12 protein-coding genes are annotated in these 13,003 nt (G+C 71.6%); all 12 read left to right on the top strand.

Annotated features, from left to right (window positions below; all coding sequences use genetic code 11):
* Positions 1–35 precede the first annotated feature (35 nt).
* The 12 genes from BLT23_RS20965 (at position 36) to BLT23_RS20910 (ending at position 12,939) form a co-directional block, all read left to right on the top strand.
* Complete coding sequence (locus BLT23_RS20965) at positions 36–689, top strand: hypothetical protein (protein ID WP_090051495.1); 654 nt, start codon at positions 36–38, stop codon at positions 687–689.
* Positions 686–880, top strand: a complete 195-nt coding sequence (locus BLT23_RS20960; protein WP_090051494.1) for a hypothetical protein — start codon at positions 686–688, stop codon at positions 878–880. The genes BLT23_RS20965 and BLT23_RS20960 overlap by 4 nt, the downstream gene beginning before the upstream one ends.
* A gap of 248 nt (positions 881–1,128) precedes the next feature.
* Complete coding sequence (locus BLT23_RS20955; protein ID WP_090051493.1) at positions 1,129–2,448, top strand: ATP-grasp domain-containing protein; 1,320 nt, start codon at positions 1,129–1,131, stop codon at positions 2,446–2,448.
* Positions 2,445–3,698, top strand: coding sequence for an ATP-grasp domain-containing protein (locus BLT23_RS20950; RefSeq protein ID WP_090051492.1), 1,254 nt, complete (start codon positions 2,445–2,447; stop codon positions 3,696–3,698). The genes BLT23_RS20955 and BLT23_RS20950 overlap by 4 nt, the downstream gene beginning before the upstream one ends.
* Positions 3,695–4,942 carry an MFS transporter gene (locus BLT23_RS20945; protein WP_090051491.1) on the top strand — a complete coding sequence of 416 codons (1,248 nt, stop codon included), beginning with the start codon at positions 3,695–3,697 and terminating at the stop codon, positions 4,940–4,942. The genes BLT23_RS20950 and BLT23_RS20945 overlap by 4 nt, the downstream gene beginning before the upstream one ends.
* Complete coding sequence (locus BLT23_RS20940) at positions 4,942–5,994, top strand: histidinol-phosphate transaminase (protein WP_425434404.1); 1,053 nt, start codon at positions 4,942–4,944, stop codon at positions 5,992–5,994. Before BLT23_RS20945 ends, BLT23_RS20940 begins: the two co-directional genes overlap by 1 nt.
* A 42-nt stretch (positions 5,995–6,036) precedes the next feature.
* Positions 6,037–7,254 (top strand): aminotransferase-like domain-containing protein, encoded by a 1,218-nt coding sequence (locus BLT23_RS20935; protein ID WP_090051489.1) that lies wholly within the window; start codon positions 6,037–6,039, stop codon positions 7,252–7,254.
* Complete coding sequence (locus tag BLT23_RS20930) at positions 7,251–7,862, top strand: mycothiol-dependent nitroreductase Rv2466c family protein (protein ID WP_090051488.1); 612 nt, start codon at positions 7,251–7,253, stop codon at positions 7,860–7,862. The genes BLT23_RS20935 and BLT23_RS20930 overlap by 4 nt, the downstream gene beginning before the upstream one ends.
* Positions 7,863–8,000: 138 nt before the next feature.
* Positions 8,001–8,306, top strand: a complete 306-nt coding sequence (locus BLT23_RS20925) for a chorismate mutase family protein (protein WP_090051487.1) — start codon at positions 8,001–8,003, stop codon at positions 8,304–8,306.
* 33 nt (positions 8,307–8,339) lie between these two features.
* Complete coding sequence (gene pabB / locus BLT23_RS20920) at positions 8,340–10,385, top strand: aminodeoxychorismate synthase component I (RefSeq protein ID WP_090051486.1); 2,046 nt, start codon at positions 8,340–8,342, stop codon at positions 10,383–10,385.
* On the top strand, positions 10,382–11,251 hold the full coding sequence (locus BLT23_RS20915) for a prephenate dehydrogenase (RefSeq protein ID WP_090051485.1): 870 nt from the start codon (positions 10,382–10,384) through the stop codon (positions 11,249–11,251). The genes pabB and BLT23_RS20915 overlap by 4 nt, the downstream gene beginning before the upstream one ends.
* Positions 11,252–11,262: 11 nt before the next feature.
* Positions 11,263–12,939: a class I adenylate-forming enzyme family protein gene (locus BLT23_RS20910; RefSeq protein ID WP_090051484.1), complete on the top strand. Its 1,677-nt coding sequence runs from the start codon at positions 11,263–11,265 to the stop codon at positions 12,937–12,939.
* The last annotated feature ends 64 nt before the right edge of the window (positions 12,940–13,003 follow it).

The following is a 13,003-nucleotide window of genomic DNA, read 5'->3' as shown; positions in this document are numbered from 1 at the left end:
CGTACGGCACCCGGCCACACACCTTAGGAGCGACAATGTCCGTGTCCCAGAGCCACTGCGAGTTGCGCGTCGTCCCCTCCTGCACCGCGAGCGCGGTTGCGGACTCCCGTAGCTGCGACCAGTGCCGGCAGGCCCTGCGCGACGAGCTGCGGGCCCTGCCCGGACTCCACGAACAGTGCGCGCAGTCCCTCACACCCGGTCGCCGGCCGGAGGTCGTGCAGATCAAGAACACGCGCGTGCCCGGTGCCATGAGCCTGAACCTCACCGCCGTGTCGGTGCGCAGCAGCATCCTCGGTGTGCTGGCCTCGTGGTCGTCGCTCGTCATCGAGGAGACCGGCACGGCCAGGCCGCCGTCGCGGCGCGTGCACGTCCTGTCGACGTTCCTGTACCGCAACCTCGACTGGATCCTGCGCCAGGAGGTCGCGCAGGACTTCGCCGAGGAGATCACCGACCTGGCCGACGCGGCGCGGGCGGTGCTGGACCCGTCGATGAGCGAGCGCCTGGACCTCGGCCCGTGCGGCGAGGCCGGCTGCGGCATGACCGTGTACGCGGCGATCGGCGTGGCGGGCGAGACCGGTGCGCACAGCGCGTCCTGCGGCGCGGGCCACCACCTGTCGGCCAGCCAGTGGCTGCTGCTGGAGGAGTCCGACGACGCCGTCCAGCGCTCGGCACACGGAACACCGGCATGAAGCAGCACACCCGCGGCCGGACCGTGCCCACGGACCTCGCGGCCCTCGCCGCCGGCGTCTCGGCCGCCACCATCCGGAAATGGGCCAGCCGCGGAAAGCTCACCCGGTACGGCAGCCGCGGAAAAGCCGAGTACAGCCTCGACGAGCTGCGGGATATCCTCCGCGAGAACTCGGCGAGAACAATCAAGTGAAAAACGCCCGCGAACAGGGTCCTTCCCCTTGGGAGGACCCCTGTTCGCATGTCCGGAAAAAGCGCCTGAAAATACAACTCAACAAATCTCGGGACCGGGGTTGACCAGCACACACCGAGATGTCACGCTGTTCTCGGGGCACAGCTTTGCCCACACGGGCCACAGCCTCTTCGAATTACTTCCTCCGGCGTTTTCCGACCGCTACGGAGGCAACAGCATTCAGTTTTACCTTCCTTGGAGCCGCCGCCATGTCGAATCCATCTCTGCCGAGAGCGTTCATCCTCACCGGCTCGTTGCTGGCCGTGTGCCGTGCTCCTCGTTATCTCGCGGAACTGCGTGAACGCGGACTCCGCGTCCTGCTGATCACCTCCGAGAACTGGCGCGCGGAGGCCGAGCGGGTGGCCGGCGACCCCGGTCACCCGCTCGCCACCGTCGAGGACATCGCGTTCGTGGACGGGGGCGTGCGCCGCGAGGGGTCGCTGCTCGCCGGACCGGTCGCCGCCGCACTGGCCTGGCGCCGGCGGTACGAGATCACCGGCGCGTACGCCGTCGGCGAGACGATGGTGGAGCCGACCGGGCTGATCGCCGACGCGCTCGGCGTGCCCGGTCCCGGCCTGCGCGCCAGCCGCGTGTGCCGCAGCAAGTACCTCCAGCGCTGGTACCTGCCGGAGTTCAGCCCGCGGGTGGCGTTCGCGGGAGACGACCTCGGCGAGGTGACGTTCCCCGCCGTCGTCAAGCCGTCGGGGCGGCACTCGAGCTCCGGTGTCGTCACCGTGGCGGACGCGGAGGAGCTGCGGGTCGCGCTGTCGGCCTACGAGGAGCAGGAGACGGTGCTCGTCGAGGAGAAGGTCACCGGCCCGGAGTACTCGGTGGAAAGCCTGGTGCAGCACGGGAAGGTCATCTTCGCGTCGGTCACCCGCAAGGACACCAACGACCGCGACGGCAAGCACTTCGTGGAGCTCGCGCACACCGTGCCGAGCGACCACCCGGCCGTGACCGAGCTGCTGCTCGACGCGAACCACCGGGTGCTCGACCGCCTGGACGTCCGCGACGGCATCACCCACGCCGAGTGGCGGGTGACGGCGGAGGGCCGTGCGGTCCTGATGGAGATCGCGGCCAGGCCGCCCGGCGACGGCCTGTGCTCCCTCTACGAGCTCGCCACGGGCCGGCCGCTGGAGACCGAGGTCCTGCGCATCGCGCTCGGCGAGCACTCCGACTACCCGGCGCCGCGCCGCCACACCCGGCAGGTCTACCTCGAACACCCCGAGGGCGTGCTGGAGGACGTGGTCGTCGACTGGCCGGGCGTGCCGGTCGAGTGGGTCGGCGAGGCGGGCGTGTGGGAGCAGCCGGAACCGCTGCCCGCCGACGCCCCCGCCGCGCTGCGCGCCGTGCACGTGCACGCCGAGCGCGGTGCCGTGCTGGGCCCGATCACCTGTTCCGAGGACCGCTCGGTCACGTTCCTCGTCGACGCCCCCACCGCGGACGCGCTCGACGAGGTCACCGAACGCGTCCGGAGCGCCATCACCATCCGCACCACGCCCGCACCGGCCGAGGAGGCAGCGAGATGACCGGCCTGCTGATGGTCATGCCCTACCGCGCGTACCTGGCGAAGGCCAAGGCCGAGGGCTTCCGCGTCGGCGCCGTCTGGGACCCCAAGGTGGCGACCGAGATCTTCGGCGGGCACGCCGGGGAGTACCTGGACGACGTGCGGCGCCTCGCCGACGCGTTCTGGGAGGCCGACTTCGCCGACCCCGCCGGCTACGAACGGGTCCTGCGCGAGGCGGCGGCGGAGTTCGGCGCGGAGCTCGTCTACCACGTCGGCCAGGAGGAGAGCATGGGTCTCGCCGCCAGGGTGGCGGAGGACCTGGGCCTCGCGGTGAACTCGGCGGAGGCCGTGCACCGGCTCAACGACAAGGTGGCGCTGCGCCGCCTGCTCGGCGAGCACGGCCTGTCCCCCGTGCGGTACGCGGACGCGCCGGACTGGCGGTCCGCCCGCGCGCTGCTCGGCGGCTTCGACCTCCCGGTGGTGGTGAAGCCGACCCAGCTCTCCGGCAGCCGCGGCGTCGTCCTGGTCCACGACAGGGCCGAGTTCGAGGACTGGGGAGCGGCGCTGGACGAGACCGGCTACACCGGTCCCGTGCTGGTCGAGGAGTACCTCGTCGGCCCGGAGTTCAGCGTGGAGACGATCAGCGTGCAGGGCAGGCACCACGTGATCGGCGTGACGCACAAGCGGCTGGGACCACCCCCGCTGTTCGTCGAGGCAGGGCACGCGCACCCCGCGCCGGAGTCCTACGACGTCGCCGCGCTCGGTGCCGCCGTGGTCGCCATGCTCGACGCCACCGGGTACCGCACGGGACCGGCGCACACCGAGCTGCGGCTCACCCCGGCCGGGCCGCGCATCATCGAGTCGCAGGCCCGCCTCGGCGGTGACCGCATCCCGCGCCTGGTCGAGCTCGCCACCGGGATCGACCTCGAACGCGCCGTGTTCGGCGGTCTCGCCGGACGCTCCCCCGGCGGCCGGTCGCGGCCGGACGTGGCCTGGATCCACTACTTCTCCCTGCCGTTCGGCGTGCTGCGGTCCGTCGACGGCCTGGACGAGATCCGGGCGCTGCCGTTCGTGGACGAGCTGTCGTTCCCGTTCGAGCCCGGCTCCCGCGTGCCCGCGATCGTCGACTGGCGCACGCGCCACGGCTTCGTGGTCGTGTCGGCCGGCTCGCACGAGGAGGCCGCGCGGCGGGTCACCAAGGTGGAGTCGCTGCTGCGGGTGGACGTCGAGACCACGCGCAAGCCCGAGGGCGCGGGGAGGGAGGAGCGGTGAACGTCCTGACCCTGCACCCGAGCCTGCGGATCCGCATCGGCGTCGGGTTCGTGAACCGGCTCGTCGACTCGATGATCACGTCCTTCATGGCCGTGCACCTGGCGCTGGCCTGGGGTGTGGCCGCGGCGGGCGTGCTGCTGATCGCCGTGGTGGCGCTCGGCGTCGTCGGCATGCTCGTCGGCGGGCACGTCGCCGACCTGCACGGCAGGCGGCGCACGCTGCTGGCCGCCGAGGCGGGCGCCGCCGTCACGTTCGGCGTGATGGCGCTGGCCGACTCGCCGGTGCTCGCGAGCGCGCTGCTGGTGTACCTCGGTTATCTCGTCAACAAGTTCGCCGCCAGCGTCGCGCTGCCGGCCAACGACGCGATGATCGTGGACCTCACCTCGCCGGAGACCCGCAAGGGCGTCTACACCATCAACTTCTGGGCGACGAACCTGGCGCTCGCGATCGGCGCCCTGGTCGGCGCGGCGCTGTACTCGCGGTTCGCCGTGGTGCTCGCGCTCGCCTCGGCCGCGACGCTGGCCGTGCTGGCGACGACGTACTTCCTGATCGCGGAGACCAAGCCGGACAGCGACGTGGTGCGCGACAAGCCCCAGGGCGTCGCCGCCGTGCTCCGCGAGTTCGGCGAGGGGTACCGGCTCGTGTTGCGGGACAAGACCTTCCTGCGGCTGATGGTCGCGGGGACGCTGACGCTCGCCATCGAGTTCCAGCTCGTGAACCACATCGCGGTGCGGCTCGCGACGGACTTCCCCGAGCAGCGGCTGCTGCCGGGACTGCCCGCCGTCGACGGCGTCGGGATGATCGGCCTGCTGCGGGCGGAGAACACGATCCTGGTGGTCGTGCTCGCGCTGTTCTCCGCGGTGCTGTTCCGCAAGGTGACCGACCGGACGGGCCTGTACCTCGGCACCGCCCTGTTCGTCGGCGGGTACGCGGTGCTCGCGGTGAGCGACTCCGGCTGGGTGCTGATGGTGGCCGGCGTGGTCTTCACGGTCGGCGAGCTGATGAGCGTGCCGGTCAAGCAGGCGCTGCTCGCCAACCTGGTGCCCGACCACAGCCGCACCCGGTACATGGCCGTCTACAACCTGAACATCCGGGTGGCCCAGGGCCTCGCCGCCGCCTGCATCACGCTCGGCGCGGTGGTGCCGGCCTGGGCGATGGCCGCGCTGTACCTGGCGCTCGGCGTCGTGATCGTGCGGCAGTACCGGGCCGTGCTCGCCGTCGCTCCCGCGGGGGTGGCGTCGTGATCCGGCCCGTCGTCGAGTCGCTCGTCACCTTCCAGCCAGGCCCGCCGGTCGTCTCGCCCTCGGGCGAGACCTTCCCGCTGGCCGCCAACGAGTCCCCGTACGGCCCGCTGCCGTCGGTCGCGGCCGCGATCTCCCGCGCGGCCGCGCAGGCGCACCGCTACCCGGACTACACCTCGGGCGAGCTGGTCGGCGTGCTGGCCACCACGCTCGGCGTCCCCCCGGCCCAGGTCGCGGCCGGCTGCGGGTCGTGCGGGGTGATCGCGGACCTGCTGTCCGCGGTCGAGGAACCCGGCGGTGAGGTGGTCTTCGCGTGGCGCTCCTTCGAGTCCTACCCGAAGATGATCAAGCTGGCCGGGATGACGCCGGTGCCGGTGCCGTTGCTCGACGGGCGGCACGACCTCGCCGCGATGGCGGCGGCGGTGACACCGCGGACCCGTGCCGTGATCGTGTGCAACCCGAACAACCCGACCGGCAGCGTGGTGCGGCGGGCGGAGCTGGAGTCCTTTCTGGACTCACTGCCGCCGGACGTGCTGGTGCTGCTGGACGAGGCGTACGTCGACTACGTCCGGGACCCGGAGGTGCCGGACGGGCTCGACCTGCTGCCGGGACGGCCGTCGCTCGCGGTGGTGCGCACGTTCTCCAAGGCGCACGGCCTGGCTGGCCTGCGGGTCGGGTACGCCGTCGCGGGCGAACGGCTCGCGAAGGCCGCGCGCACGGCGAGCCTGTCCTTCGGTGTCAGCGGCATCGCCCAGCAGGCCGCGGTGGCGTCCCTGCTGGCGGCCGACGAGCTCGCCGCCCGCGTGGAGACCACGGTGAAGGAGTCGGCCCGCGTGCGGGCCGCGCTGCTCGACCTGCGCCTGCCCGTGCCCGAGTCGGAGGCGAACTTCCTGTGGCTCCCGCTCGGTGACGAGTCCGCGGCGTTCGCCGCGACCTGCGCGGCCGCCGGCGTGGCCGTGCGGGCGTTCCCCGGCGAAGGCGTCCGCGTGACGATCGGCACCGAACGCGAGAACGACGAGTTCCTCGCCGCCGCCGCGCACTTCCCGTCCCTCTGAGAAGGGGTCCTGATCGCTCGGCACGGCAGAGAGGAGGAGTCCATGGACCCCTCGGCGAGATTCAGCAACCGCAGCGCGGGACTGCGCGCCTCGGAGATCCGGGCGCTGTTCGCGGTGGCGTCACGGCCCGGTGTGGTGTCGCTGGCGGGCGGCATGCCCGCCGCGGAGGCGTTGCCGGGCCAGGTGCTCGCACGCATCCTCGGGGAGGTCGCCGCCCAGCCCGGCGCGTTGCAGTACGCGACCGGGCAGGGCGACCCCGTCCTGCGCGAACTGATCTGCACGGTGATGGCCCACGAGGGCGTCGTCGCGGACGCGGACGACGTCGTCGTCACCACCGGCGCCCAGCAGGCGCTCGACCTCGTCACCGCGGTGCTGGCCGATCCGGGTGACGTCGTGCTCGCGGAGTCGCCCTCCTACGTCGGCGCGCTGGCCACGTTCTCCGCGCACGGCCTCCAGGTCCGCCACGTCCCGGACGACGGCGGCGGGCTCAGCGGCCCCGCCATCGCCGAGCTGGTCGGCCGGGCCCGCGGAGCGGGCAGGCGGGTGGCGTTCCTCTACACCGTGCCGAACTTCGCGAACCCGTCCGGCGTCACGCTCAGCGCGTCCCGCCGGGCCGAGGTGCTCGCGATGTGCGACCGGATCGGCCTGCAGGTCGTGGAGGACAACCCGTACGGGCTGCTGCGGCTGGAAGGGGAACCGCTGCCCTCGTTGCGCGCCTCCGACCCCGGCGTCGTCTACCTCGGGTCGTTCTCGAAGATCCTCGCCCCCGGACTGCGGGTCGGCTGGGCGCTCGCGCCGCCCGAGGTCACCGGCAGGCTCGTCCTGGCGGCGGAGGCGGCGATGCTGTGCCACTCCGGCACCGCGCAGCTCGCCGTCGCGCGCTACCTGGCCGACGAGCCGTGGACCGACCACGTCAAGGCGTTGCGGGAGCTCTACTGGGAGCGCCGGCAGACGATGGTCGGCGCGCTGTCCACGCTGATGCCGCGCGGAACCCGCTGGCGGGTCCCGGAAGGCGGGTTCTTCCTGTGGCTCTCGCTGCCGGAGGGCGCCCGCGCCAAGGAGATGCTGCCACGGGCGATCCGGGAAGGGGTGGCTTATGTCCCCGGAACGGGTTTCTTCGCGAACGGCGCCGGTGACGACCACCTGCGCCTGTCATATTCCTACCCAGAACCGGCTGCCATCACGCTGGGCGTGCGCAGGCTCGCCCGCGTCGTGAGGGAAGCCGCCGACACCGACCGAACACGGAGAACACCCTCATGACGGACCGGAAACCGCGCGTCGACTTCTACTTCGACCCGGCCTGCCCGTTCGCCTGGATCACCTCGCGCTGGATCCTCGAAGTGGAGTCCCACCGCGACATCGACCTCTCGTTCCAGGTGATGAGCCTCTCGGTGCTCAACGAGCACAAGGAGATCGACGCCTGGTACCGCGAGTTCTGCGACCGGGCCTGGGGCCCGGTGCGGGTCGCGATCGCCGCCGCCGAGAAGTACGGCGACGAGGTCCTGCGCGACCTCTACACCGAGCTCGGCACGCGGATCCACAACGGCGGCAACAAGGACTACCCCGCCGTCGTCGCCGAGGCGCTGGCCGCCCTCGACCTCGACCCGTCGCTGGCCGAGGCGGCGGACTCCGACGCCTTCGACGAGAAGCTGCGGGCGAGCCACCACCGCGGGATGGACCCGGTGGGCGAGGAGGTCGGCACGCCGACGATCCACATCGACGGCGTGGCGTTCTTCGGCCCTGTGTTCATGTCCATCCCGCGCGGAGAGCAGGCGGCCCGCCTGTTCGACGCCGCGGTGGAACTGGCCGCCTATCCCCGGTTCTTCGAGCTGAAGCGCACCCGCACGGGCGAGTTCGACTTCAGCTGACACCCCACCGGCGAGGCCCCTGGACGCACGACCCAGGGGCCTCGCCGCGTACCCCGCAGTGCACAGACCCCACACCGAGCCGACGAGGCCCCCGGACACACCGAGCCGGGGGCCTCGTCGCGTCCCCGGAGGACCTCCATGACGACCGACACCACCGTCCTCGTTCCCGCCGACGAGCTGGAGGCGTTGCGCGCCCAGCTCGACGCGACCGACGTCGAGCTGCTCGACGCGCTGCGCCGGCGCATCGGGATCTGCGTGGACATCGCGGTGCACAAACGAGAACACGGCGTCCCGATGATGCAGCCGCACCGCATCGGGATCGTGCAGCGCCGTGCCGCCGACTTCGGCCTGCTGCACGGGATCGACCTCGACTTCCTGCGCAACCTCTACGACCTGATCATCGCTGAGACCTGCCGCGTGGAGGACGAGGTCATCGGCGCCTGAAGCCATCCGAGTGCTGCGAAAGGGCGGCCCACCATGCGCACGCTTCTGATCGACAACTACGACTCCTTCACCTACAACTTGTTCCAGCTGCTCGGCGAGGTCAACGGCGTGGCGCCCACGGTGGTCCGCAACGACGCCGACTGGTCCTCGATCGACCTGGGCGAGTTCGACGCCGTCGTGATCTCGCCGGGTCCCGGCAGTCCTGACGTCGAGACCGACTTCGGGGTGAGCGCCAGGGCGATCCTGGAGAGCGGCCTGCCGGTCCTCGGCGTCTGCCTGGGCCACCAGGGCATCTGCCACCTCTTCGGCGGCAAGGTCGGACTGGCGCCCTCCCCCGTGCACGGCAGGGTGTTCCCGGTCGAGCACACCGGCGTGGACGTCTTCGCCGGCCTGCCCTCGCCGTACAACGTGGTGCGCTACCACTCGCTCGCGGCGACGGAGCTGCCCGACTGCCTGGAGCCGATCGCCTGGACCGACGGCATCGTCATGGGCGTGCGGCACCGCAGCCTGCCGATCTGGGGCGTGCAGTTCCACCCCGAGTCCATCAGCAGTGAGTACGGCCGCGAGCTGCTCGCGAACTTCCGCGACCTCGCGCTGTCCCGCGAGCGGGGCTACCGGGTGCACGTGCGCAAGCTGGGGGTGCACCCCGACTCGGAGGCGTTGTTCCGCAAGCTCTTCGCGGGCGGCAAGCACCCGTTCTGGCTGGACAGCAGCTCGGTGGTGGAGAGCCTGTCGCGGTTCTCGTTCATGGGTGACGCGTCCGGCCCGCTCGCCGAGTACCTGAGCTACCGGATCTCGGAGAACACCGTCACGGTCGAGAAGAACGGCACGACGACGGAGGTCGAGTCGCCGTTCTTCACCTACCTGGAGCGCCAGCTGGCCGCCAGGGCGATCCCGACGCCGGACGGCGTGCCGTTCGACTTCAACCTCGGCTACGTCGGCTACCTCGGCTACGAGCTCAAGGCCGAGTCCGGCGCCCAGATCGCCTACCACGCCGAGGAACCCGACGCGGCGATGGTGTTCGCCGACCGGATGATCGCCATCGACCACGTCGCCGGCGAGACGTACCTGCTGGCGCTCAGCGAGAACGGCGTGGACGCCGACGCGTTGTCCTGGCTCTCGGTCATGGGCGACCAGGTCGCGTCCGCTCCTCGTGCCGGTCTGAAGGCACGCGGGGTCACCGAGTGGACGGACATGAACTCGCCGCAGGCCCGTCGTGTCACCCTGCTCCGCCACGACCACGACGCGTACCTCAAGCGCATCAACGAGTGCTTCCACGAGATCGACCACGGCGAGTCGTACGAGGTCTGCCTCACCAACGAGGTGAGCATGGACGTCCGCATCGACCCGCTCACCACGTACACGCACCTGCGCGGCATCAGCCCCGTCCCGTACGGCGCGTTCCTCGACTTCCCCGGTGTGGCGGTCATGAGCGCCTCGCCGGAGCGGTTCCTGTCGATCGGTGTGGACCGCGTCGCCGAGGCCAAGCCGATCAAGGGCACCCGGCCGCGCGGCGCGACGCCGGAGGAGGACGAGGCCCTCAGGGCAGACCTGTTCTCCAACGAGAAGGACCAGGCCGAGAACCTGATGATCGTCGACCTGATCCGCAACGACCTCAACGTGGTCTCGGAGATCGGCTCGGTGCACGTGCCGAAGCTGTTCGACGTCGAGACCTACGCGCCGGTGCACCAGCTGGTGTCGACGATCCGCGGCACGTTGCGGGAAGGGCAGTCGCCGGTCGGGTGCGTGCGGGCGGCGTTCCCCGGCGGGTCCATGACCGGTGCGCCGAAGCTGCGGACGATGGAGATCATCGACCGGCTGGAGGAGGGCCCGCGCGGCGTCTACTCCGGTGCGATCGGCTGGTTCGGCCTGAGCGGCGCGGTGGACCTGAACATCGTCATCCGCACGCTCGTGGCCACCGAGTCCGGGGTCCGCTTCGGTGTCGGCGGCGCGATCATCGCCCTGTCCGACGCCGAGGAGGAGTTCGCCGAGACCGCGGTGAAGTCGCGGGCGATGATCACCGCCGTCCTCGACACGGCGCTGGACACGGCGGTCGACGAGTTCGAGGACGTGGCATGACCAGGTGCCTCGTCGTCGGCGGCGCGGGCGCGGTGGGCACGTTGTTCGCCGAGCTGCTGTCCGGGGCGGGCGCTTCGGTGCGCGTCTCGGACAGCGCGGCCGGCGAGGACATCACCGCTCCGGACGTCGTGCTCGCCGCGGAGATCGCGCTGGCCGACGTCGTGGTGCTCGCGGTGCCGGAAGCGGTCGCGCTGAAGGCGCTGGGAGTGCTCGTCCCGGCGATGTCCCCCGGCGCGCTGCTCGTCGACACGCTGTCGGTCAAGTCGCGGTACGCCGAGGCCACCGCCGGGCTCCGGTCCGACGTGGAGCTGCTGGGGCTCAACCCGATGTTCGCCCCCTCGCTCGGTTTCCCCGGACGGCCGGTGGCCGCCGTGGAGCTGGCGGGGGGCCCGCGCACCGAGTCGCTGCTCGGCCTGCTGACGACGGCGGGAGCCCGCGTCGTGCGGGTGGGTGCCGAGCGGCACGACCGGCTCGCCGCGGCCACCCAGGCGCTCACGCACGCCGCCGTGCTGTCGTTCGGCGCGGCACTGGCCGAGCTCGGCGTCACCGCCGACGAGCTGGCCGCACTCGCACCACCCCCGCACGCGACCCTGCTGGCCCTGCTGGCCCGGATCGCGGGCGGCACCCCCGAGGTCTACTGGGACGTCCAGTCGGCGAACCCGTTCGCCGAGACCGCCCGTGACGCGCTGCGCGCGGGCACGGCCACTCTCGCCGCCACCGTCGGCGCGGGCGAGGCCGAGTTCACCGATCTCCTGACCGCTCTGCGGTCCGTGCTGGGCGAGCAGCTGGCCCCGTACGGCGAGCACTGCGCCCGGATGTTCCAGACGCAGCACAGCCAGAGCGGCAGCACCGCCACCGCCACCTGAAGGGATCTCACATGACCACGTTCGCTCCCACCGTTCTCTCCGTGGAGCAGCGCGCCGCCGTCGCCGCCGACAAGTCCATCGGTGGCGGCAACCTGCTCCCCTCCGCGATCGCCGCCAGCCCCGCACCGGACAAGCCGTTCCTGCGGACGCTGCGACCAGTGCTGAACACGGCGGGCGAGCCGCAGGAGGAGTTCAGCCTGCTGCAGCTCGACGAGCTCGTGCAGAGCTGGTCGGTCTGGTACCACGACGTGAAGGGCGTCCGTCCCCGCGACCGGGTCGTCATCTGGATCGAGGACACGTTCGCCTACCACGTGCACTTCTACGCGCTGGCGCAGATCGGCGCCATCGCGGTGCTCATCAACACCAAGGCGTCCAAGGAGATCGCCGAGTCGCTCACGACCCAGACCACCCCGGTCGGCATCTACGCGGACAGGTCCAGGATGGACGTCCTGTCCGGGCTCGCCGCGACGCTGCCCTCGGTGGTGTGGACGCAGGTCGCCGAGGAGCACCCGTTCCCGGAGCGCGCCGAGCTGCCGGACACGGCGAGGTTCCGGCACAACGACGAGGACCCCGTCACGATCCTGCACTCGTCGGGCACCACGGGCCTGCCCAAGCCGACGATCCACACCCACGGCTCCATCGTCGCGGGCCCGAAGTTCCGCCTGGTCGACTTCAAGGAACAGCCGGGCTCGATGACGATGACGAGCCTCCCGCAGTCGCACCTGGGCTGCATCGCCTACACGGTCTACGCGGTGCTGTCCGGCTCCCAGACGACGGCGGGCTTCGACCGACCCGGTGACGAGCTGGCCCAGGCCGTCGCCGAGTACCAGCCGACGACGGTCATGTCCTTCGCCCACGCCTACTCGGAGATCCCGGCGCTGGACCTCGCCCCGGGAGCGCTCGACTCGGTGAACGTGTGGGTGTCGATCGGCGACGCCGTGCACGAGGCGCACATCAAGGACATCCTCGGCCGCCGCAGCCCCGGCAAGCCGCAGTCGGCGTTCTTCGACCGGCTGGGCACCACGGAGCTCGGCTGGGGCGTGCTGCTCAAGATCCGCGACCTCGACACCGAGCGCAACGACAGGTGCGCGGGCAAGCCGGTCGGCGTCGCCGAGGTGACGATCCTGCGCCAGGACGGCACGTACGCGGACGACAACGAGGTGGGTCTGCTCGCCGCGAAGGGCCCGGCCATCACACCGGGCTACTGGAGCAACCACGACCTCAACTACCGCAGCCGCCTGTCCGGGTACTGGCTCACCGGCGACAACGGCTACCGCGACTCCAACGGCGACTACTTCCTGGTGGACCGCACGATCGACGCGCTCGTCACGGCGGAGCGCACCGGCTACTCGGTGTTCATGGAGGAGATCCTGCTGGCCGACGTCCCCGACGTCGTGGACTGCGCGGTCGTGGCCGGCCGCAGGGACGGCGCCGTCGTCCCGGTCGCGGTGGTCGTGCCGCAGCCCGGCAGCGACCCGGACCCCGGCAAGATGTTGTTGCTGGCCAACGAGGAGCTCGCCCGCGCGGGCCACCTCACGCTCGACGCCCTGGAGCTCGCCCGCACCGACGAGGACTTCCCGGTCGGCGTCACCGGCAAGGTGCTCAAGCGCAGCCTCCGCGAGAAGTACGCGGACCTGACCCGCTACGCGGTGACGGCGGACCCGCTGTCGTTCGCCACCGCCGACTGACCGTCCGGCGTCCACGCGCCGGTTCCCTCTGCTCGCGCCCCGCGGCGTCCCACTGCCGCGGGGC

It is taken from the genome of Lentzea fradiae, from assembly GCF_900100955.1.
Taxonomy (GTDB): domain Bacteria; phylum Actinomycetota; class Actinomycetes; order Mycobacteriales; family Pseudonocardiaceae; genus Lentzea; species Lentzea fradiae.
This window is presented reverse-complemented; position numbering and strand designations above follow the sequence as displayed.

Excerpts from the sequence above, each read along its gene's own strand:
- BLT23_RS20965 (WP_090051495.1), top strand. The coding sequence starts at position 36 with ATGTCCGTGTCCCAGAGCCACTGCGAGTTGCGCGTCGTCCCCTCCTGC.
- BLT23_RS20960 (WP_090051494.1), top strand. The coding sequence starts at position 686 with ATGAAGCAGCACACCCGCGGCCGGACCGTGCCCACGGACCTCGCGGCC.
- BLT23_RS20955 (WP_090051493.1), top strand. The coding sequence starts at position 1,129 with ATGTCGAATCCATCTCTGCCGAGAGCGTTCATCCTCACCGGCTCGTTG.
- BLT23_RS20950 (WP_090051492.1), top strand. The coding sequence starts at position 2,445 with ATGACCGGCCTGCTGATGGTCATGCCCTACCGCGCGTACCTGGCGAAG.
- BLT23_RS20935 (WP_090051489.1), top strand. The coding sequence starts at position 6,037 with ATGGACCCCTCGGCGAGATTCAGCAACCGCAGCGCGGGACTGCGCGCC.
- BLT23_RS20930 (WP_090051488.1), top strand. The coding sequence starts at position 7,251 with ATGACGGACCGGAAACCGCGCGTCGACTTCTACTTCGACCCGGCCTGC.
- BLT23_RS20925 (WP_090051487.1), top strand. The coding sequence starts at position 8,001 with ATGACGACCGACACCACCGTCCTCGTTCCCGCCGACGAGCTGGAGGCG.
- pabB (WP_090051486.1), top strand. The coding sequence starts at position 8,340 with ATGCGCACGCTTCTGATCGACAACTACGACTCCTTCACCTACAACTTG.
- BLT23_RS20915 (WP_090051485.1), top strand. The coding sequence starts at position 10,382 with ATGACCAGGTGCCTCGTCGTCGGCGGCGCGGGCGCGGTGGGCACGTTG.
- BLT23_RS20910 (WP_090051484.1), top strand. The coding sequence starts at position 11,263 with ATGACCACGTTCGCTCCCACCGTTCTCTCCGTGGAGCAGCGCGCCGCC.